20 protein-coding genes are annotated in these 20,448 nt (G+C 57.4%); 18 read left to right on the top strand and 2 right to left on the bottom strand.

What is annotated here, in order from left to right:
- Positions 1-55: 55 nt before the first annotated feature.
- Both GRAN_RS21450 and GRAN_RS21455 read left to right on the top strand, forming a co-directional pair.
- Positions 56-1,249 (top strand): YecA family protein, encoded by a 1,194-nt coding sequence (locus GRAN_RS21450; protein WP_161571094.1) that lies wholly within the window; start codon positions 56-58, stop codon positions 1,247-1,249.
- A 181-nt stretch (positions 1,250-1,430) separates the two neighbouring features.
- Positions 1,431-1,898, top strand: a complete 468-nt coding sequence (locus GRAN_RS21455; protein ID WP_150133275.1) for a hypothetical protein — start codon at positions 1,431-1,433, stop codon at positions 1,896-1,898.
- A gap of 176 nt (positions 1,899-2,074) precedes the next feature.
- Here GRAN_RS21455 and GRAN_RS21460 read toward each other — a convergent pair whose 3' ends face one another.
- Both GRAN_RS21460 and GRAN_RS21465 read right to left on the bottom strand, forming a co-directional pair.
- Positions 2,075-3,046 carry a hypothetical protein gene (locus GRAN_RS21460; protein ID WP_128915044.1) on the bottom strand — a complete coding sequence of 324 codons (972 nt, stop codon included), beginning with the start codon at positions 3,044-3,046 and terminating at the stop codon, positions 2,075-2,077.
- A 276-nt stretch (positions 3,047-3,322) separates the two neighbouring features.
- A complete protein-coding gene (locus tag GRAN_RS21465; RefSeq protein WP_206662817.1) occupies positions 3,323-3,589 on the bottom strand; it encodes a helix-turn-helix domain-containing protein in 267 nt (88 codons plus the stop codon).
- Positions 3,590-3,671: 82 nt separating this feature from the next.
- On the opposite strand from GRAN_RS21465, the gene GRAN_RS21470 reads away from it, so the two are divergent.
- From GRAN_RS21470 to mobF, 16 genes are all read left to right on the top strand, one after another.
- Positions 3,672-3,893: a hypothetical protein gene (locus GRAN_RS21470; protein WP_128915045.1), complete on the top strand. Its 222-nt coding sequence runs from the start codon at positions 3,672-3,674 to the stop codon at positions 3,891-3,893.
- A gap of 142 nt (positions 3,894-4,035) precedes the next feature.
- Positions 4,036-4,362, top strand: coding sequence for a TrbC/VirB2 family protein (locus GRAN_RS21475; protein ID WP_128915046.1), 327 nt, complete (start codon positions 4,036-4,038; stop codon positions 4,360-4,362).
- A 51-nt stretch (positions 4,363-4,413) separates the two neighbouring features.
- Positions 4,414-4,710, top strand: a complete 297-nt coding sequence (locus tag GRAN_RS21480) for a VirB3 family type IV secretion system protein (RefSeq protein ID WP_089407898.1) — start codon at positions 4,414-4,416, stop codon at positions 4,708-4,710.
- Positions 4,710-7,229, top strand: coding sequence for a VirB4 family type IV secretion system protein (locus GRAN_RS21485; protein ID WP_128915047.1), 2,520 nt, complete (start codon positions 4,710-4,712; stop codon positions 7,227-7,229). The genes GRAN_RS21480 and GRAN_RS21485 overlap by 1 nt, the downstream gene beginning before the upstream one ends.
- Positions 7,226-8,002, top strand: coding sequence for a TrbG/VirB9 family P-type conjugative transfer protein (locus GRAN_RS21490; RefSeq protein WP_128915048.1), 777 nt, complete (start codon positions 7,226-7,228; stop codon positions 8,000-8,002). The genes GRAN_RS21485 and GRAN_RS21490 overlap by 4 nt, the downstream gene beginning before the upstream one ends.
- A gap of 4 nt (positions 8,003-8,006) precedes the next feature.
- Positions 8,007-9,287 (top strand): TraB/TrbI/VirB10 family type IV secretion system protein, encoded by a 1,281-nt coding sequence (locus tag GRAN_RS21495; protein WP_128915049.1) that lies wholly within the window; start codon positions 8,007-8,009, stop codon positions 9,285-9,287.
- Between the two features lie 8 nt (positions 9,288-9,295).
- Positions 9,296-9,589 carry a hypothetical protein gene (locus GRAN_RS21500; RefSeq protein WP_128915050.1) on the top strand — a complete coding sequence of 98 codons (294 nt, stop codon included), beginning with the start codon at positions 9,296-9,298 and terminating at the stop codon, positions 9,587-9,589.
- Between the two features lie 26 nt (positions 9,590-9,615).
- Positions 9,616-10,419 (top strand): hypothetical protein, encoded by an 804-nt coding sequence (locus GRAN_RS21505; protein WP_128915051.1) that lies wholly within the window; start codon positions 9,616-9,618, stop codon positions 10,417-10,419.
- 30 nt (positions 10,420-10,449) lie between these two features.
- Complete coding sequence (locus GRAN_RS21510; protein WP_128915052.1) at positions 10,450-11,301, top strand: type IV secretion system protein; 852 nt, start codon at positions 10,450-10,452, stop codon at positions 11,299-11,301.
- Between the two features lie 11 nt (positions 11,302-11,312).
- Positions 11,313-12,002, top strand: coding sequence for a VirB8/TrbF family protein (locus GRAN_RS21515; protein WP_128915053.1), 690 nt, complete (start codon positions 11,313-11,315; stop codon positions 12,000-12,002).
- A 456-nt stretch (positions 12,003-12,458) separates the two neighbouring features.
- On the top strand, positions 12,459-12,851 hold the full coding sequence (locus tag GRAN_RS21520) for a single-stranded DNA-binding protein (RefSeq protein WP_128915054.1): 393 nt from the start codon (positions 12,459-12,461) through the stop codon (positions 12,849-12,851).
- A gap of 66 nt (positions 12,852-12,917) precedes the next feature.
- Complete coding sequence (locus tag GRAN_RS21525) at positions 12,918-13,958, top strand: TadA family conjugal transfer-associated ATPase (protein WP_128915055.1); 1,041 nt, start codon at positions 12,918-12,920, stop codon at positions 13,956-13,958.
- Between the two features lie 12 nt (positions 13,959-13,970).
- Positions 13,971-14,291: a hypothetical protein gene (locus tag GRAN_RS21530; protein ID WP_128915056.1), complete on the top strand. Its 321-nt coding sequence runs from the start codon at positions 13,971-13,973 to the stop codon at positions 14,289-14,291.
- Positions 14,292-14,488: 197 nt separating this feature from the next.
- Positions 14,489-14,866, top strand: a complete 378-nt coding sequence (locus GRAN_RS21535; protein WP_128915057.1) for a hypothetical protein — start codon at positions 14,489-14,491, stop codon at positions 14,864-14,866.
- On the top strand, positions 14,863-16,938 hold the full coding sequence (locus GRAN_RS21540; protein WP_241655058.1) for a type IV secretion system DNA-binding domain-containing protein: 2,076 nt from the start codon (positions 14,863-14,865) through the stop codon (positions 16,936-16,938). The genes GRAN_RS21535 and GRAN_RS21540 overlap by 4 nt, the downstream gene beginning before the upstream one ends.
- A gap of 8 nt (positions 16,939-16,946) precedes the next feature.
- Positions 16,947-20,063 (top strand): MobF family relaxase, encoded by a 3,117-nt coding sequence (gene mobF / locus GRAN_RS21545; protein WP_128915058.1) that lies wholly within the window; start codon positions 16,947-16,949, stop codon positions 20,061-20,063.
- Positions 20,064-20,448: the final 385 nt, after the last annotated feature.

A 20,448-nucleotide genomic window follows, 5' to 3' on the forward strand; every position in this document is an offset into this window, starting at 1 on the left:
ACTGACTTCAAATAGACAGAAGCCAGGGCTGGCATCGGTGTAGTTGGAAGGAGCGATGATGAGCGAAGCAAACGACGGTAGCGCTCCTTGTTCTTGCGGGAGTGGTGTCGAATATAGGCGATGTCACGGAACAATCGTCGATCCGGTTCGGTCGCCCGGCAATCTTCCGTTGAATGCCACTGAGTTCAAAGCTGGTCTCGCAGGGTTTCCGGGTCAACTTCAACAGCTTCACGTGGTGAATCAGTTTCCCAACGACGATCCGCGCAGTTCCGTTCCTTCCGGTGGGGCGCCTGGAATGTACGAAGTCGTTTTCGTTTTGAAGAGACCTGGCTTTCCGCTCGTCGGAGAACGCCAAGTGTCATTTTCGAGCGGCTTGTCAGGAGATTCCCACCTCGCTATCTGCCCACCGGCCTACACACCGCCGGGAAGTGAGGACGTCGATCGGATCGTCCTACAGTCGATTGGCGATGATGGACCTTTTGAATTCATCGGTACTGCTAATGAAAGCGGCTTTCTGGGAAAGCTCACATCGCGACCGATCCGGGCTCGCGACCGGTTTCACGCCGAAGAGATCGCATTTCGAGCTTTGGCTCCCTCGCTTAGCGAGTTCAGTCTGCAGTTAGACATCCCGTTAGAGATCGCACAAATTGAAACGAAAGATCTCTCCACCGAAAGCTGCCATGTGACGATTACGGTTCCGTTCTTCGATGTGCCGATGATTGTCGCGCCGCTCTCACGTACCGAACCAGATTTTCGCGGAATCGCATCGTTGTACCGTGAGGCCCTGAACTCCAATAGCCCGGTCTATCAGTTTCTCTGCCTCTTCAAGATTATCGAGGCGTTGAGAGCAAGACGGAAAAAGCTTCAACGAGCTGCAAAGGCTGCAAATCTCAATCACTCTGCTTCTCTGTCAGAGGTTTTTCCGACGGCATATCACGACATTCGGACTTGGCTGGACAAACTATTCTACGTGCGACCGGAATGGAGCCTCCCAGCACTCGATAGTGCTGTTCCGCTGGAGGTTCGTGGCAGATTGTTCGATGAAGTGATTGGAGAACTGTTGAATCCGATTAGGGTGAACATTGCTCACGCGCTGTTCGAGGACACCGGACGGGAGCTCGCGATTTCGTATGATGAGCTACCGGATACGCGGAAGATTGCAAGGCTTGTGCCGATGATTAAATGCATCGCGCGCCGAATGATGAAGACTGATTTTGGTGACGCGTTCCTTGCTCACATTCCCGATTGAACGATGCAAACCCGTTTGGAATTCACAGTGTGGATCGGACAGTGCCGGCGTGCTCGTATGAGGTGTAGTGCATTTGAACAAACAAAACAGTGGTCCCTTGAACGTGCAAGAGACTGTGCAACGATTCTGCCAGGATGTTCGAACTCGGGATCACAGCCGCCTTGAACCCACCCTGCGAGCCATGAATCGGCTTCGGTGCTGGGCTGCGGCCGTTGAGCAGTTCGCGGTGGGGCCAAGTCCCGAAGTAGATAAAGGGAACGCCCTGCTGTTCTTCTGGTTTACCTACGGTTTATGGAGCATTCCAAGAGGGCTGAAAGGTGACCTGCCGTGCCTCGTCGATGCATTCCGGCATCTCTTGCCGCCTTACACAGGAGACGGTCTGACCCTCTATCGCGGGGAGCTGGCATCGCGGCACCGACGCCGGATCTACGGTATCTCCTGGACGCCCAACCTCGAAACGGCGCGGCGCTTTGCTGCGAGGCGTTCTTCTTTGCATGAAGGGCCCGGAGTGGTCTTGAGGATCGAAGCGAGTGCAAGCATGATCGCCGTTGCAGTGCGAGACCATTCGAATCACACGCTTACTTTGGATGAAGACGAATATCTTGTAGACCCTCGGCAACTTGTGGAGAAGGTCGGCGTCGTGTTCTAGTTTCGCTCCGCTGACATAACCAGAGGAAATGGCGCACGAGGCTTTTAGCCCCGAACGTGACCGGTTCTGCGGAATTCGCATTTTCCACACCAAGCCTTGGCGACCTTACAGCGTTAGAGTTTCGATAAAGACGGAACTCCTGTTTTCTTCCAGTGACTATCGGTCGGAACGCACTGTCAGTTGTTTTTTTGGAAAGGTGTCCTGTCGCGCCATCTGTTCCAGTTGATTTCAGGATCAGTGAATCCAAGGACCTTGAGCAGAGCATCGGCGAACAACGATTCCAGATCCGGTAGCTCGGTCAGCTTGATCGCGCGTTCGATCCCACCGTCTTCCGTGTGGTAGGTTGCGGAAAGTTCGCCCCGATGGAAAAGAGCGTTGCGACATTGCGCGATCTGCCTCCCCTCATCTTCGGTGAGAGAGAATCCCAACGATTCGAAGAACGTCTTCAGGATAAAGCTCAAGGACTTGTCTTTCTCCGGCTTGAGAGCCTTCCGCGCCAGCAATTCAAGCCCCGTAAATAAGAGGGAATAAGTTACGTCAATCGGCGCCTCCCCCATCTTCACCATTTCGGTGCTCCGAAAGAACGCTGAGCGAAACCCTGTCGCATCCTGGAACGATGCATCTGAGAGCTTCGCCATCGCAAGATCAAGAAATTGCGTCCGCATATCGGGTGAGAAGCTGTCGAACTGGAGACAAGCTCCTGATGTCGGTCTCGCTCTCCGTCGCGACAGGGAATCGCTGAGTGCCAATTTCATCGGTAGAGCGCTCTTGATTTCGTGCTCCTCGTCGGACAGCAGAATGGCCTTGGCGTCTTCGCCGGGTAGGAGTTCAATGCAGTGGGACAAGGCGACGCGCTGTCGTTCGCAAAATGTCAGAGAGGCTTCTAAATCAAAGAAGGTGTTCGTCCAAGCGGGGAGAGACTTCAGTGAATCGATAGGCACATGAAGGAGGCCGGTCAAGCGAAAGGTCTGTGTATCGCGGCCCCGTTCTACGGCGAGCGAATGGTTTACGAAGAGAGGCTCGAATCGCAGCCCCGCAGCGTGAAACGGCATCGTGAAAGTATATCCATAGACTCCAACAATGAAGCTCATAACACCTTCCGCGGCCTTAGTGGTACGCACCTGCTCGTAGGTGGGGAAGCTGGCCACTCCTAATGGTCAGTGTATGCGCCTGATCCCTCTGGAGAGCGATACTTGGGGCTGATCCGGTGGGAGCAAATCCCCGATGCCATCGGTCGGGACGGTCGTTGAAGAATTTCAGCCTTGGAACCAGGCTTTCTCCGGCTATCTAACAGGTTTGGAATCCCGAGGGATGGATTCATTTTTGATAGCTGAATGTTCCCCAGACCGGGTACTTGAAAGACGAAATCCTCCTGCTGGAACCTGTTGGTCGCGACCAGAGGGAGTCCATCCGAGCTTCTACAGCTAGCTTCCAAAGAAGAACTGTATCGGCTTTTTGTACAGCTTTGCCAGTTGGATAAGCTCCATAAGGTCCACTCGCCGGTCGCCGGTTTCACACTTCGATAAGAACGAGTGCGACATGCCGAGGTGCTCGGAAACTTCGCGCTGGCCGAGACCGATTTCTTCTCTTGCGTTTATCAAGCGGCGAAGCACATCATCGTACATTCCTTGGTACGGAGCGGTCCGGGCCTTTCGCGACTTTCGGGTTTCGGCTTCGGCACGCTGCTTCACAACTTAAGTTTGTGGAAGCGTTGACGAATCCCCTAATAAGGGGCATCTTGGAAAGGTCGTGGGCGGTTTGATAGGAGTCGGAATGGGAAGCGAAGGACCAACCGAGTGTTCAACCCTCAGCGGCAAGACAATTAAGACGCTCAACATCTTCCGTGCCACAAGCAATGGCACCGAGATTCAGATCGATTTCACAGACGGGACAAGCTTCAACTGTCTGGTCTCGAACCGGACCGAAATTGAGGCAAATCTCTCCGTGTGCGGAGCCGGAGAGCCGCAAGTGCTGGAACAGTACCTCTCGAAATAGCTCTCAGAAATCTCCTCGACTCACCAACCATCATTACCCGCAGGAATAGTGCTCTCCCAAGAAGTGATTGGACGCTGAGCCTTTTCCGCTTCTACGTTTGCGCCATACCCCCGACGAACTTGAGTCGGATGGAGGTGCAAACATGAAGACGCTTCATCGTGCAGCCCGAGTCGAGAGGCCGAACCATCGGCCTTCCTTCTCGGGCTTTTTACTGCTCACCCTTCTCCTGTTTCCACTGGCAGCCCACGCTCAAAGCGGGAGTTCGCCTTTTGACACAGGGCTCACATCCATTCAGACCCTTTTCACCGGAACGATTGCAAAGGTGAGCAGTCTGATTGCGATTGTGTTGGGCGGGTATGCGTTCGCCCACGGAGAACCCGGTGCGAAGAAGACTCTCGCCGGAGTTGCGGCTGGCACTGGAATCGCGGTGATGGCCACAAACATCCTGACTTGGCTTTGGGGTTCCTAGCCCCTTGGTCTCATCGTTCCGCTCACGCTTCATTCACCCGCGAGGGGCTTTATGACAGAACTCACACCAAGACGCCGAAATCGGGTCTACAAGGCTCTGCATAAGCCCCTCACGTATCTCGGGGTCGAGCGCACCGTCTTCTACTTTGTTTGCGTTGGAGCGGTCGGAGCATTCAACCTGTTCAACTCGCTCCTCACCGGAGCCGCAGTCTTCATCGGCGGCTACATCTTCGGTCGCTGGATCACAACGACCGACCCGGCATTTCTCAAGATCATGGGCAAGTCCGAACGCTTCAAGTTGCGTTACGACGCCGCCAAGCAACAAGTCCCGAACGTGGAGATACGCTGATGCTACGACTCGCCAAAATCATCAAGCCGTGGACTGATGCCGGTTCGCTCAACGCGAACATTAACCTCTACGGCTTCTGGGATGAAACCACCTTCCTTACCAAGAGCGGCGACCTGGGCATGATCCTCAAGGTCTGCGGAGTGGACTTCGAGGGCCTTGACCAGGCTGGACAGGAGTTCGCGGTCAAGCGGCTTGAGGCGGCCCTCAAGTCGTTCGGGCCGGGATTCCACGTCTACCAATATCTCTTCAAGACCAACCGGCCGGAGATGCCCTTCGCCCGCTATGGCGACCCGCTGATCGACGCGGCCATCGACCAGCGCCGTGAGTTCTTCGAGTCGAAGCTGGATCATCTCTACGAGATCGAGATTTACTACGCGGTGGTGCTCGAAGGTACAAGGTCCAAGACCGGCATCATGGCCGCGTTGGGACGCCTCCCAAGCGATCCTGAAGGCGCAGTCCGAGAACTCAAAGCGCAGTTCACCAGCAACGTCATGAAGGTGTTGCTCCGCTCTCAAATACAGCGCGATCATCTTCGGCTCAAACACCGTGTCGAGGCCTTTGAGCAGCAGCTCCGAGATCAGGTCGAGATCGAGACGCTGTCTTCCGACGATCAGTTCCATTTCCTTCGCCGTCTGCTCAATTTCGATGCGTGGCGTATCGCCGGCAGACCCCAGACCTCCCAGTACCTCGACTTCCAGGTGGTGAACTCCGATATCGAAGCGGAGCGCGACCACCTCCGCATCGGCGATCACTTCGTCCGCCTGCTCACCATGCGCGAGTCCATCACGGAGACGCGCCCGCTGGTGCTCGACAAGCTGCTCAAGATCGAAGCGAACTTCTACGCCGTTACAGAATGGACTCCGCTTGCAACGGATGCGGCCAAAAAGGAGGTTGTGAAACGGCGGCGTCACGCCAATATGTCTAAGGCCGGACTCATCTCTTCCATGAAGGACGAGAGCAAGGTCAATCAACGTGACGTACTGATCGACGAAGGAAAACAGGCCGACATCGAAGTTCTCGGGGACTGCCTTCGCGCACTCAGTGACGGACAGACCCTTGGCGACCTATCGCTAACCATCGTTCTCTATGGCCAAGACAAAGCTGTCATCGAGCGCGAGATTGCGGACTTCGCTACCGTCTTTGCAAACGCGGACGGCTCGCTCTTCCCGGAGACCTATAACCAGCTCAATGCGCTATTCGCCGTGGTGCCCGGCAACTACGCGCAGAACCTCCGCAAGATGTACATGCTGCTGAGCAACTATGCCGACCTCTCGTTTTTCTTCACCATCCTGCAAGGCGAGAAGCACAACCCGCATCTGGGAACGGAGTACCTGGCCGTCATGGAGACGGACAACGCCACGCCTTACTACCTCAACCTGCATAACGGTGAGGTGGCGCATACCTTAATCCTCGGTATGACGGGTTCAGGCAAAAGTTTCCTATGCAATTTCCTGCTCACCAATGCCCAGAAATACGAGCCGCTTACCTACACCTTTGACATCGGAGGCTCGTTCCAATCGCTCACCGAAATCTTCGGTGGCAGCTACTTGAACGTGGGCCAGGAGTCTCGCGACTTCCGTATCAATCCGTTCTCTCTGGAACCAACCAAGGAGAACCTGCAATTTCTGTTCTCTTTCTTCCGCGTCCTGATCGAAGGCACCGGCCAGCGTTATCACCTCGACTTCAAGGAGGAACGGAAGCTGTGGGCGGCCATCGAGAATATGTACGTCATCGAGCCTGCGCAGCGCACGCTCTCGACTTTCGCCGAGATCATCGGCGAGTTGAAGGAACGGCTCCACCGGTGGACGGCTGACGGGCAGTACGGCTTCCTCTTCGACAACGCGGAAGACACGCTGACGTTCTCCAGTTTCCAGACCTTCAACTTCGGCGGCTGGGGTGACGCGCCGGATGTTCTGGAGCCGCTCCTCTTTTACGTCCTGCATCGGGCATCGCTCGAAATCGCCAATCCGAAACGGCTCTCGACCTTCAAGCTCTTTCTTCTGGACGAGGCTTGGCTCTTCATCAAGAACGAGACGATACGGAACTATGTCGTCACGGCTCAGAAGACATGGCGGAAGCACAACGCGGCCATGATCCTCGCCACGCAGTCCATCAAGGAGCTTGAGGAGTCTGGAATGCTCCAGATCGTCTCGGAGAGCTGCCCGACCAAGATCTTCCTTGCCAACCCGGAGATGAACCGGGAGGTGTACCGCGAAGCGTTCCACCTCAACGATACCGAGCTTGAGATCATCTCCGACCTCACTCGCGGACAGATGCTCGTTCGCAAGGCCCAGACCTCCAAGAAAGTTCGACTAAACGTCGATTCGGTCTCCTACTGGATCGCGACGAACAATGCCAAGGACAACCAACTCAAGCGCGATTACTTCGCCCGGTACGGCGTCGCCGAGGGAGTCCGCCGTCTGGCTGAAGACCATCCCTTTCCGCCCAAGCAACACGTCACGGAGAAGAAGCCCGCGGCGTCCACCGCAACCCCCAACCGCAAAGGAGCTGTCGCATGAAGATCCCCCTTTTCGCTCTCGTTCTTGCATCGGCCTTGTCTTCGACAGCGGCCTTTGCCCAGACTTCACCCGCTGCACCCGCCGAGCAAGCCCGAACGGTGCAGTACCACTCGCAGGACATTGTGCCCATCCGCGCCAAGGTCAAATACACGACCTTGATCGTGGTGCCGACGACCGAAAAAATCATGGAGGCCGCGACCGGCGACAAGGACTTCTGGATCGTCGATGTGGTGGGTAGCTTCTGCTTCGTTCACCCGGCCAAGCCAGGTATCAGTACCAATCTCAATCTGATTACGGATAAGGGCAACATCTACAGCTTCACCTTGCAGGACATCTCCACCCAGGGCGGCGATGCCGACCTGAAGGTCATCGTCCAGCCCGCAGATCAGTCTTCGATCACAGCCTCGGCGGGACCGTCGCAATACGTTCCCGCAGCACAGCTAGACCAGGCCAAACAACAGCTCGCTACTTTGCAAACGCACGTAACCCAGGCAGTAGACGAGTACAAGAGCGCGTATCCGCTCCAGCTCAAATTCGACTACACGTTCAAGAACGAAGACCCCTTCGCCGTCCAGTCGATCTACCACGACGACAAGTTCACCTACATCAAGACGACGGCCAGCGAGAAGTTCAGCGTGTACGAGATGAAGGACGGCAAGCCCGACCTCATCAACTACGACCTGCGAGACGGCACCTACATCATCCCGAAGATCGTGGACAAGGGATACATCGAGATCGGCAAGAAGCACATGGACTTCTCACGAAAGGGGTAACGTCATGACGGATCAGACGCCACAGCTCTCACAGAATGCGCCCGAACCAAAGGGTGTTATCCGGAAGAACATCAAGATGTTCGTCTATCTCGGTGCCATTCTTCTCCTCATCGTGGCGAGCCTCTTCAGCTCCAAGAGGAAGACGGCGAACGGCACCCCGGCCAAGGGAACGCCTCCCCAACCGTTCGTGCAGGACAACACCGCCAACAACATCGCCGATCTGCAGAACCAACTTGCGGTTGAAAAGCAGAAGCAGCAGCAGGACGCTCAGCTTGCGGCGGCGATGGCGGCGAGTCAGACACCGGCACAACAACAGGTGGCGGCGATGTATGGCCCGAACGGCCAACCCAATATGCCACCCATGCAGGGCCAGTCGCAGAACGCCCAACCTCAGCTCACTCCCGAGCAGCAGCAACAACAGCAGCTCGCCAACAAGGAGCGGGAACTGAGCTTCGATTCTCGCTTCGCCTCGAATCTTGCGTACAGCCGCAGCAAGGAGGAGGAGCAACGACAGGCCCAGCCGCAGACCTCGCCTCAGATGATGCCCGTCTCCGCTGCGAACCCTTATGCCGCCGCGCTCGCGGGCGGCGAAGGCTCGAGTTTCGTCCCGAGCCGTGCGGCTGGAGAGCAACCCGCTCCAGAGGCTCCCAAGAAAGCTCCTGAAGTGAATCTGAATTCAGCGGTTGGGCAGCCTTACGTCATTTTCGAGGGGGCGGTGCTCGATACGGTGTTGATGAATCGGCTTGATGGTGATGCCGTCGGCCCGGTCAAGGTACTCGTCTCCAATCCCTTCTATTCGCACGACCACCAGCACGTCCTCATCCCTGACGGGACGGTCGTGCTGGGCGAGGCCAAGAAGATCGGCACGGCGGGCTTCGGCCAGCAGCGGCGGATGGCGGTCGTGTTCCACCGGCTCATCATGCCTGACGGCTACTCCGTGGACCTCGACCAGTTTCACGGTCTCGATCAGATCGGCGAGGAGGGACTGAAGGACAAGGTAAACAACCACTACCTGCAAATCTTCGGCACATCCATCGCGCTTGGCGTGATTGCCGGCGCTGGGCAGATCGAATCGGGCGGTGGAACAATCACCACCTCCGGTTCCCAGGCATTCACCAACGGTGCGGCGGGTAGCGTCTCGCAGACCTCAACGACCATCCTTGATCGGTTTATGCAGATTCCGCCGACCATCACCATCCGAGAGGGGCATCGGGTCAAGATCTACTTCACCCAAGACATGCTCCTTCCGGCCTATACCAACCACAACATACCCCAGACGTTTTAGGAGAATCCATGCGAAAAGCTCGTTACGCCTCACTCGCGCTCGCTTTGCTCACGCTCGCAGGCTGTGCCGACAAGAAGTGCCTACGCGGAGATTCGGCTACGACCTGCAAAGCCCTCACCGAATGCTTTGACCGTGGGAATACAGCCAAGGCTTGCCGCCAGATCGAAAAGGATCAGGCGGAGTACGAACGGAACTTCCAGAAGAACATTGCCCCTGCATACACCGGGGCCGGTTCGGCCCTAAGCTACGACCCCAACAAGGCGACTCAGAAACCACCGGCCAAACCACAACCGAAGGAGTAATCACCCCAGAGATAAGGAGACCGGCCATGAAACGACTTGTCTTGCTTGCAGCACTCGCAGCAACCTCCCTCGCTCCGACCGCGCACGCGCAGTTCGGCTCGGGGATCGTCTTCGACCCGACCCAATCGGGCCATGCCGTTCAGCAGCTCGTGCAGGAAACGGGTATCAGCGCGAATACCTTGCAAGAGATGCAGACCGCGATCAAGGCCTACAACTTTACCCGCCAGATGATGACGGCACCGCAGACGCTCTACCAGCCGTTTATCTCGCCGTACACATGGGAAGCGGCGATCAATACCTCCGCCAACACCTACAACAACACCTCGTCATGGACGAACGCCGCCAACACCGGCAGCGGGGCGTCGTTGGCGACACAAGCCTATGTCCCCCGTACCGGGTCACAACTCCCCGGATACGGAAGCCTGACCGCTCAATCGCAGCAGCAGATCGCCGCCCAGGGTGCAACAAGCGACCTGAACGACTCTGTGAATGCAAGTACGCTGCAAACCCTCGGTACGATCCGGTCGAACGCTCAACAGCGTGCGACCGACATCTCCACACTGGAGGCGGCCAGCCACTCAGCTGACCCCACGCAGCAAACCGAACTGGCAACCCTCCAGCGGATCAACCAGGCACTCTTGCTCATGCTTCGCACACAGCAGGAGACCAACTCCATCAACACCACGCAATCGTTGCAGCAGATGATGGCTGCCAAACAACAGCAGGACGCTCTCAAGGCGAGCTTCCAGAACGCCACCAGCTACCAAAACAACTTCCAGACATCCGTCGCTCCGGCTTACTCCGGCGCATCGTCCGCAATGCGTTACTAACCTCATCATCCACTACGCGGGGGTTGCAGTATGGGACTACTGAACTTCATCACTCAAGGGTGCGACTCGCTCTCGGCGACAGCCGCACCCTCCGTTACCGCAATGGGCCTGCGTATGTGCATCGCCCTCGCCACGATCATGCTTGTCTGGTTCGGAGTGCAGGAGGCCCTTGCATCCTCGCAGGGCGGACCGGGGTTCAGCATGTCGCGCTTCTTGAGCTTCTTCATGCTCATCACCTTCGCCTACGTCATGGTGAAGTATTACGACTCATCAATTCCAGGACTGGGATCTTCGATCAGGGGCTTCATCAACGGCGGTGCTCAGAACCTCGTGCAACTCATCGGGACGGATAGTACCGACCAGATGATGAACACTCTCTCGCTGGCGCAACAGAACGCTGGTCCCGGCATGGTGGCGAGCTTCGAGCAACCGTATCTTGTGCTCATCTTCGCCATCACGCAGGTATTGCTTGGACTCCTATCGGCACTCATTGCCGCCATCGTCGGCTACGGCGCTATCGCGAGCACGGTCGTCGGACTCCTCGGCCCGGTGTTCATCCCGTTTCTCGTCTTCGATAAACTCGACTTCCTTTTCTGGGGTTGGCTCAAAGCATTCATTAGTTTCAGCTTCTATAAGGTGGTCGCTGCGGCCTGCCTGAGTGTTCTCAGTCACATCCTTACCGCGTACTACACCAACTTCATCAATGCCACCGACCCGACCACGATGGTCAAGAACTTCCCACTGCTCATGTTACTCATCCTCGTCAACGTCTTCGTCCTGCTCAAGATTCCGGCTCTTACGGCTTCCATCTTCTCCGGTTCGAGCAGCGGACACGACGGCGGCATGGGCATGATTACAACCGCGATTATGGCACTCGGATAAGGAGCATCACCATGACGGAACCCATGAAATCCGAAGTCACTCCAGAGATCAGCCGTGCGGCAGAGCGTTACCTGGAGCAGTATGGCGATCCTCTGGTGACCAACACCTATCTCAAGCTCGCCATGCTTTGCCTTGCTGCGCTCTGCGTCATGCTCGGCTTGCTCGTCTTCAAGAGCCAAAAGGCACTCGCATCAGCCAAGCCGTTCATCATCCGCATCAGCGATGTCGGGCACGCCGAAGCGATCGACTATAGGAATTTCGACTATCGACCACAGGAGGCGGAGAACAAGTATTACCTCACCCGCTGGGCGAACCTGTATTTCGGACGCAATCGCTATACCCTTGAACGCGATCAGACCCAGGCACTCTATTTCCTGAACGGTGACGTTCAGCGCGCCGTCATCGAGCAGGAGCAGAAGAGCAACCTCATCTCCACCTACGTCAAGGACTCGACTCTGCCGTATGTGGACATCGAGGTAAAGAACGTCATCCTTGATGACTTACGCCAGTCGCCCTACTCAGCTCGGATCGAGTTCGACAAGGTGTTCACCAACTCCGGCGACCAGAGCGTCTTGAAGCGGGAGAAGTGGACAGCCACCGTCACCTATGTCTTCAACCCGCAGGTATCGAATGAGAAGACCATGGTTGATCCTCTCGGCTTGACCATCATCCGTTTCCGCGTTGACCAGGCGTTTAGCTAGAGAACAGACTCACCCATCCCACGAGGCTTCCCGATGTCCAAACTTGCTGCCAATCCGGCTGCATCACCCGACCTGTGCCTATGCAAGGTATTCAGGGCGAACCGAGTTCAGAAGCCATGCCACGACGGTGGCGAAAGGTCATCTTTCCTGAGAGTTCTTGGTCGCTCGAATGACGCTGCCGTTGGGACAAACTTCCGCAGCCGAAATACAGATGAGAACTCAGTTCCAGCATGTGTCTGCCGTTTTGTATCCCGCCTTTTGCACGGTCACTGCTTCGGGGCCTATCCGGCGCCCTGCGGCAGCTCGCTCTTCTGCTTCGGCTACGCCGCCCTGCGGGTTACGGTTTCCCTTCGGGACCCTCCGTAAATGCAGAGCTTCGGCACTTGGGAGCCGGGCCCACTTCGCTTAATAGTGACCCGAGCAAGTTCGGGAAATTCAACAAACGGAGACACGACCATGTACCAGAACAAAGTAACCCTCATCGGCTTCCTCGGCAACGACGCAGAAGTTCGCGCAAACAACGACCGCAGCTTCACAACCCTCTCGCTGGCAACCAAGTCCTCCTACAAGAAGGATGGCAAATACATCTCGCACACCGAATGGCACCGTTGCATCGTCTTCGGCAAGCTCTCGGAGTTCGCCAAGACCCTCACCAAGGGCGCACATATCCAGGTGGAAGGTGAGTTGCGGAGCCGGGAGTACGACAGCAAGAAGACGGACACCAAGCAGCGCATCTGGGAGATCAAGGTGAAGTCCATCCTCAAGCTCGATCGTGCCGAGCAGGCTGCCGCCGAAGAAGCAGAGTACGAAGAGCACGAGGAACTCGCAACCGTGGACGCGGCCGCATAGGCCGCTTTCCCTAACCCAAGCGGGCAGCCCGGTATCTCTGGGGCTGCCTACTTCTCTGAGGATGCTATGAGCTTCGAGTTGATACTTCCGTTCCTTCGCCCCATCGAGTCCCTGCTCTTGGACGACAGCGTGAGCGAGATCATGGGCAATCCCGATGGTTTGTGGTGGTATGAGCGTCGTGGAAAGCTCTACGCCGCATCCGAGGTCAAGTTCGAGACGCGACAGCTCCTCACCAGCCTTGACGTGATTGCCAACAAACTCGGTCGCAAACTCGGAGCGGAAAAGCCGCTCCTCAATGCTCAACTCCCGGACGGAAGCCGTCTTGCCGCCGTCATTCCTCCGGTCGTCCGTCCTTATCCGTCTGTCACGATTCGGAAGTTCGCCAGAACCCGCTACACGCTTCCGCTGCTCATCCAGGAGGGTGCCTTGGATGAGTCGCTGGGGGAATTTCTGAGCGGTCTGATCGCCTCCGGCAAGACCGTTCTCATCAGCGGTGGAACTGGTAGTGGCAAGACCACATTGCTTAATGCTTTAACCGATTTCATCCCGGAATCCGAACGAATCGTCGTCATTGAGGACACTTCCGAGCTTCGTATCGCTAAGCCGAACCTGCTACCCGCAGAGTGCCAGACGGACGGACATACCGGCCAGGTGAGTTTCAACGACCTATTGAAGGCCGCGCTTCGCTGGCGTCCCGACCGGATCATTCTCGGAGAAGTGAGGGGAGATGAAGCCCGGACTCTACTCGACTCATTCAACACCGGCCATGCCGGTTCGATGGCAACGATTCACGCCAGCTCCGCAGTCAAGGCACTGCGTCGCTTCGGTGAGCTTGCAATGCGTTCGCATCAGCAAGCCAACCGCGACGACATCGCCGCCGAGATCGCGGACTCTGTGCAATACGTCGTGCAGGTACAGCGGTACGCCAATGGCCGCAAGGTTAGCGAGGTTGTCGAAGTGCTTGGCTACGACCGGACGGCCAAGGTATTCGAGTCCGCCACGAAGTTCAGTCGTGCCGACATCGCCGATTGTGCCCAGCTTGCATTACCGGCTGAGTGGGCGCAGTTCGATAGACCTGTAAGTTCCGCCGCACCCATTCATCACTAAAGGAGAAACAGCATGGCATTACTTGAGATCCAAACCGTCAACAAAGTCACCGCTACTATCGCTCTCGACGAGTCGATTGCTCATCGGACAGACCAGTACGCACTCTTCATCAACGCACCTTCGGACGAGGTCGTCTCGAAGGCCCTGGAGTATGTGTTCTCCAAAGACAAGGACTTCCTTACCTTTGCTCAGACAGCGGATGGAAAGAAGCCCGAACATCCACTCCGTCTTCGCAGACCAATGGAAGCGGCAGAGAGAGCCAAGCGCGGACGGCGCTCGACTCCACCTACAACTCCTGCCTCAACCCCTGTGGCAACTCCGAAAGACAAGTAGTGGTTGTCCTCAAACTTCTCGGCGGGGTGGAAACGGTGCTACGCACCGGAAGCATATTGACACTCCACCCCTCCGAGGGTCGTGTAGGGTGCCGCACAGCAACCTACACGCGAACGTTCAGGATCAACGATTTCCCGGAACTAAGTTGCCCTGCGATAACCCAGAGCAACTTGGAGCAACGCGAGAGGAGACATCCAATGGCGATTCTCGAAGACAACGAAATAGCAACGAAAGCGGAGGAGCGAACTCGCTTTCGCCTGAAGAGCGCCGGAACCAAACTCAATCAGCAAGAACTTCGTGATCTCAGCGCATTGGCAAAGCGCCGGGGAGTAAGACCTGGCGAGCTTATCCGCAAGCTCATCCTTGACGAGCTTGCCCGTGATGCCGGTACGGTCGCGGCCAGCACGGAGCTAACGGAAATCATGGGCATCCGCCTCATGCTCACCAATCTCTTTCGCCCGCTCGCCACGGGACAAAAGCTCACACCCGAAGCCTTCGACAACATGGTTGCCGAGGTCAAGAAACGCAAACGCAGCGTCGCGGAAGACGCGATGCAAGACCTGGAGCGTGCATGATGAACACCACACAATGGGGCCGCAAAGAGACCATCATCTTCCCACCGCATTCGCCCGTGTACAGCTACGGAGCGATCTTCTTCGCACTGATACTGACGAGCATCTTCGTCTACCTCCGCTTCAGATACGGACAGACTCCATTGCAGCAGTTCTACACGCCGATCTACGCAAAGAGTGCGGCAGGAGGAGCCCTCAACCGGAAGGGCAAGTATCAGCTCCTCTACGTCGGAGATGGAGCGAAGTTGGCCCGCCTCGCAACCGAGTCTGACGTGCAGGAAGGGGTGACCGCCGCTCCGAACGGCAAGCATATTCCGCTCGCTGTATCGGCCCAAGCTACCACCCAGGGACTTCGCGTTCTCTATCGCGGCCCGGAGCAGACGTTCTTCGATGCGCCGCTCCATGCCTACCTCCGCACTGCGGTCTTTGGCGGCGATCAGCTCCGCAGCATCTACGCTCCGCCGCTCCTTTTCGGCTTGCTGTCCCTGCTCGCGCAGCTCCCGTTCGCCATCCGCAAAGACATCCGCCGCCGCAAGGAATTGAAGTACGGACGGCGGCTCAAAGGCCCCGTCCTGCTCACGCCTAAAGAGTTCAATAAGACAGTGAACGGCGATGGAATCGGCTTCGTGACGACCGAAGCCAAAGAGATGATGCGTATCCCGTTGCACGCCGAGGCGCAGCACATCGAACTCATGGGCGATACGGGGGCCGGCAAAACGACTTTGATTATGCAGGTGCTCCGGCAGATACAGAGCCGGGGTCATTCTGCCATCGTGTACGACCCGGCTTGCGAGTTCATTCAGAGGTTCTACGACCAGAAACGGGGCGACCTGGTGCTCAATCCTTTGGACGAACGGTGCCCCTATTGGGGACCGTCCGAGGAGCTGCGCCGCAAGGCCGAGGCGAAGGCTATCGCGGCCTCTCTCTACCAGCCGACCAGTGACAAGAAGGGTGAGTTTTTCACCGAGACGCCCCAGAAAATCTTCGCTCATCTGCTGACCTACGGACCGAACCCGCAGCAGCTTGTGGAGTGGCTCTCCAATCCCGCCGAGATCGACCGGCGAGTGCGCGGGACAGAGATGGAGGCCATGATCGCCAAGGGCGCTCAGCAGCAGAGGAACGGCGTTCTGGCCTCACTCGGTTTGGTTGCAGACAGTCTTCGGATGCTCCCGACCAAAGAGCAAGCTAAAAACAAGACGTGGAGCGCGACCGAATGGGCGGTGGAGCGGAAGGGTTGGATCTTCATCACGTCGAGTGCCACCGAACGCGAAGCGTTGAGGCCTTTGCACAGCCTTTGGATCGACCTGCTCGTCATGCGTCTGTTGACCGCACCGCAGGAGAACCAAACTCCCGTTTGGTTCGTTCTGGACGAACTCGCCAGCCTCCAGCGTCTCCCGCAACTCCATACGGCCATCACCGAGAACCGGAAATCAAAGAACCCGCTCGTTCTTGGATTCCAGGGCAAGGCTCAGTTGGAAGTCATCTACGGACATCTTGCCGAGGTCATGCTCTCGCAACCCGCAACCAAGATATTCCTGAAAACGACGGAGCCGAAAGCAGCCGAATGGGTGTCGAACGCCATCGGCAAGATAGAGATCGAGCGCATGAAGGAGACGCACTTCGATGGCTCCCGTTCTGGCAAGAACTTCACCATAGACCGTCAGGTTGAACCCTTGGTCATGGACTCAGAAATCTCCGGCTTGGAGAACCGCCATGCCTTCCTGAAATTGGGCAACAACGTCGCCCGCTTCCACTTCGAGTACATGGACGTGGCACAGACCACACCCGGATTTGTGCCGCGCAAGGTAGAGGATGACGAGCTCCCCTTCGATCCGAAGACGCTCGTACCGAAGGCGTCGGCACCCGCCACGCCGAGAATCGACTTGGAGGCCGCGACACCTGCCCCAGCCCCGGCTCCAACCCCCTCGACCGCCGCGACGGAGGAAGAAGACGACGCGGAGGATGACGAGCCAACCGCAGAAGAGATTGCCTCCAGCGGAGCCAATGCCGACAGCCCGGACGACGACCAAGAAGAGGATGTGCCGATAGCCGTCGATGAAACGATTCGCGTCTGAGACTGCCAATGCTGACTATCTCCAAACCGCTCAGTTCCAGCCAGGCGCAGACGTATCACGCCAAGGAGTTCACGTCTGCCGAGCAGAACTATTGGAAGCAGGGCGATACCATCCTTGGAGAGTGGCAAGGACGGATGGCCGAGCAGTACGGCCTTGCCGGGGGGATCGACGCGCAGCACTTTGCCCGTCTCAGTGAGGGGCAGAATCCCCTCACCGGCGAGCAGTTGGTTCGGCACCGTAACGGCCATGAGTATACGACCGCCGACGGAACCACAGTGAAACCCGTCGAGCATCGGGCCGGTTGGGATGCTACGTTCTCAGCGCCAAAATCTGTGTCGCTGACCGCCCTTGTTGGTGGAGATGACCGGGTGCGCGAGGCGCACCGGGAAGCCGTCACAACCGCTCTCACCGAATTGGAGCGGTACACCCAGGCTCGAATCGGCGGTAACCACGCCGCCGAGACGACCGGGAAATTTGTTGCCGCCAAGTTCGAGCATGACACCGCCCGTCCGGTCGACGGCTATGCCGCGCCGCAGCTCCATACCCACGCCGTCATCTTTAATATGACCGAACGCGCTGACGGCTCCATTCGCGCCGTCCAGCCCCAAAGTTACTTCGACAGCCAGCAGTTTGCGACTGCCGTCTACCAGTCCGAGTTGATGTACCGGCTCACCCAGTTGGGCTACGAGATTGCGCCGGGGCGAAGTGGCGCACCCGAGATCAAGGGCTACACGCAGGAGTACCTTGACGCTTCCAGCCCCCGGAGCCAGCAGATTCGGGAGTACCTCGAAAAGAGCGGCTTTGCGGGGCCAGAGGCGGCGCAGATCGCCGCCCACACCACCCGCGACAAAAAAGAAATTCATACTCCGTCCGAGGTGCTGGCGGCCCACAGGCAGGTCGCCGCAGAGTTCGGCAATCAGGCAGATCGAGTCGTCCAGGAGGCAAGAGATCGAGCAAACAGCATAGAACGGAAACCGCTTCCAGCGGCGGTACGGGTTCAGGAAGCCGTTACTTTCGCAAAGAGCCGCAACTTCGAGCGCGAGGCCGTGACCGATGAACGAGACATCATGCGCGATGCGCTCCGGCGTGGCATGGGCGACCTGACGCACAGCCAGGTGCGCGGCCACTTCGAGCAGCGAGTGACCTCCGGTGAGTTCCAGATCACACCCGGCCAGAAGCATGAAACGGGCCGCCAGTTCACCACCCGTGAGGCGATTGCCGAGGAGCTTTCGACCATCAAGCAGATGCAACAGGGACGACAGGCCGCCGAACCGATCATGCGTCAGGATGACGCCGCCGCCCACGCCCGCTCCGGCCAATTCCTGAATCCAGCGCAGCAAAGAGCCATCGAGGAGGTGCTTACCTCGCAGGACCGAATACATGGGCTACAGGGCTTAGCCGGTTCAGGCAAGACCTCGGCTCTATCCAGTATTCGTGAGGGCGCGGAGCAAAACGGCTACGCCGTAGAAGGCTTTGCGCCGACCAGCCGCGCCGCCGGCCAACTCCGTGATGCAGGGATTCCCGCCGACACTCTGCAAGGTTTCCTTGCCCGTGGAGGCGTCGAACGCAGCTCGGGAGACCCGAACGCGCGGCACCTCTACATGCTTGACGAGTCCAGTCTCGCCAGTACCCGCCAGATGCAATCCTTCCTCGAAAAGATCGGCCCGCAAGATCGGATACTGCTGATCGGCGATACGCGGCAGCACCAGGGCGTAGACGCCGGAAAGCCCTTCGAGCAGATGCAGGAAGCTGGGATGCGTACCTCCCAGCTTGACCAGATCGTTCGTCAGAAAGACCCGGAACTCCTCCGCGCCGTTGAGCATCTTTCGCGCAACGAGACGGCGACAGGAGTTCAACTTCTCCAGCAGCAGGGGCGCATCAGTGAGATCCCCGACCGTCAGCAACGGATCGAGGCTATCGCGACAGACTACGTTGCGCGGCCTGAGAATACGCTCATCGTCTCGCCCGACAATGCCAGCCGCCGCGACATCAACGATGCCGTCCGCGCGGAGTTGCAGAACAGCGGTGCTTTGTCGAAAGAGAACCACCCGATGACCGTTCTCACGCAGCGGTCGGAACTGACGAGCGTCGATAGAGAGTGGGCAGCGAACTACCAGCAAGGCGACATTCTGTTCTATTCGCGCGGGAGCAAAGAGCACGGGATTGAGCCACGCACTTATGCGAAGGTGGCTTCCATTGACGCCGCAGCCAATCGAATCACCGTCGCCAAGGATGACGGAAAGCAAGTCACCTACGACCCAAAACGATTGAGTGGGATTACGGCCTACCGCGAGATCAGCCGCGACTTCGCCCAGGGTGACCGTATCCAATTCACGTCCACGAATAGGGAGTTGGGCGTTTCCAATCGTGACCTTGGAACGATTACTCGGATCGATGGCAAGCAGATTGACTTGAAAATAGACGGCGATAAAGAGCGCACCGTCAGCTTCGATTCCGCCAAGATGCGGCACTTCGACCACGGCTACACCGTAACCTCGCACAGCTCACAGGGACTTACCACAGATCGCGTATTGGTGAACATGGACACCACCGTTCACCCGGAACTCATCAACACCCGCTTTGCGTATGTCTCCGTCTCCCGCGCGTCACAGGATGCACGGATTTACACCAACGACGCGGGGAACCTTGGTGAACGTCTCAGTACCGACGTGACCAAGACCTCGGCAATAGACCTTCAAAAAGCGCCGACCGCCAACCAGCAGACCAAGGAGCCTTCTATGCCCAACACCAGAGAGCACCCGCAGGATGACCTACGCCGTGAACCCCCAACCGAGACGATGGTTCCGCTGCCCGAAATCATTCGCCATGAAGCCGAGGTCGACACACGGCACTATGCCCCCATCGAGGCGGCTCTACCCAAGGAAACGGAAGGGTACGAGTGGAAACGCGAGACAGGTGACATCGAGAGCTACAAGCACGATCAAACAGGAGGGTGGCTGCACATAGACCCTCAAGGCAATTTCTACGACCGGCAGGCCCAGCCGATTAGTCGACAAAATGCCCTCGAACACGCAGCACACGAGCCGTCTCATTCAGTTGCGGATAATGCAATCGTTTCACCCAATAGGGCCGACAAAAACGACGATCAGGGCATCAGTCTGTAGTTCGAGCCTCGCATCTTTGTTACCGATTTCCATACAAGTCAGAGCCATTAGCAAAGGCAAAACGGAAGTAGTTTGAGTGGGCAGGAAGTTTCCTCCCTGTCTCCGCCTTCGGTCCCCCGCCACCCACCTAAGCAGGGAGGTTCACTGTTCCCCTCAACGCCCCACCGCCAAGAACAATACGCTAAGAGCTCTGCCCCACGCGCGGCGCAAGGGGTGTCCCGCATAATTCTACGAAATTCACTCGATTCTCTCGCCCTACGGGTGCGAGATACCCCCCTTCCCAATGCGCCTTGCCACCCCCGCACTTCGCCAGAATGGCGTTCGGCATAAAAAGCAGTCAAATGTGGTAAATGGGCGCTTATAATGCATATTGCGGCCTTATAAA

It is taken from the genome of Granulicella sibirica (genome assembly GCF_004115155.1).
Classification (GTDB): domain Bacteria; phylum Acidobacteriota; class Terriglobia; order Terriglobales; family Acidobacteriaceae; genus Edaphobacter; species Edaphobacter sibiricus.

What these genes read in the sequence shown, in the direction of transcription:
- GRAN_RS21450 (WP_161571094.1), top strand. Translation starts at nt 56, where the DNA reads ATGATGAGCGAAGCAAACGACGGTAGCGCTCCTTGTTCTTGCGGGAGT.
- GRAN_RS21500 (WP_128915050.1), top strand. Translation starts at nt 9,296, where the DNA reads ATGCGAAAAGCTCGTTACGCCTCACTCGCGCTCGCTTTGCTCACGCTC.
- GRAN_RS21480 (WP_089407898.1), top strand. Translation starts at nt 4,414, where the DNA reads ATGACAGAACTCACACCAAGACGCCGAAATCGGGTCTACAAGGCTCTG.
- GRAN_RS21515 (WP_128915053.1), top strand. Translation starts at nt 11,313, where the DNA reads ATGACGGAACCCATGAAATCCGAAGTCACTCCAGAGATCAGCCGTGCG.
- GRAN_RS21530 (WP_128915056.1), top strand. Translation starts at nt 13,971, where the DNA reads ATGGCATTACTTGAGATCCAAACCGTCAACAAAGTCACCGCTACTATC.
- GRAN_RS21525 (WP_128915055.1), top strand. Translation starts at nt 12,918, where the DNA reads ATGAGCTTCGAGTTGATACTTCCGTTCCTTCGCCCCATCGAGTCCCTG.
- GRAN_RS21470 (WP_128915045.1), top strand. Translation starts at nt 3,672, where the DNA reads ATGGGAAGCGAAGGACCAACCGAGTGTTCAACCCTCAGCGGCAAGACA.
- GRAN_RS21535 (WP_128915057.1), top strand. Translation starts at nt 14,489, where the DNA reads ATGGCGATTCTCGAAGACAACGAAATAGCAACGAAAGCGGAGGAGCGA.
- GRAN_RS21505 (WP_128915051.1), top strand. Translation starts at nt 9,616, where the DNA reads ATGAAACGACTTGTCTTGCTTGCAGCACTCGCAGCAACCTCCCTCGCT.
- GRAN_RS21490 (WP_128915048.1), top strand. Translation starts at nt 7,226, where the DNA reads ATGAAGATCCCCCTTTTCGCTCTCGTTCTTGCATCGGCCTTGTCTTCG.
- GRAN_RS21485 (WP_128915047.1), top strand. Translation starts at nt 4,710, where the DNA reads ATGCTACGACTCGCCAAAATCATCAAGCCGTGGACTGATGCCGGTTCG.
- GRAN_RS21520 (WP_128915054.1), top strand. Translation starts at nt 12,459, where the DNA reads ATGTACCAGAACAAAGTAACCCTCATCGGCTTCCTCGGCAACGACGCA.
- GRAN_RS21475 (WP_128915046.1), top strand. Translation starts at nt 4,036, where the DNA reads ATGAAGACGCTTCATCGTGCAGCCCGAGTCGAGAGGCCGAACCATCGG.
- GRAN_RS21455 (WP_150133275.1), top strand. Translation starts at nt 1,431, where the DNA reads ATGAATCGGCTTCGGTGCTGGGCTGCGGCCGTTGAGCAGTTCGCGGTG.
- GRAN_RS21540 (WP_241655058.1), top strand. Translation starts at nt 14,863, where the DNA reads ATGATGAACACCACACAATGGGGCCGCAAAGAGACCATCATCTTCCCA.
- GRAN_RS21495 (WP_128915049.1), top strand. Translation starts at nt 8,007, where the DNA reads ATGACGGATCAGACGCCACAGCTCTCACAGAATGCGCCCGAACCAAAG.
- mobF (WP_128915058.1), top strand. Translation starts at nt 16,947, where the DNA reads ATGCTGACTATCTCCAAACCGCTCAGTTCCAGCCAGGCGCAGACGTAT.
- GRAN_RS21510 (WP_128915052.1), top strand. Translation starts at nt 10,450, where the DNA reads ATGGGACTACTGAACTTCATCACTCAAGGGTGCGACTCGCTCTCGGCG.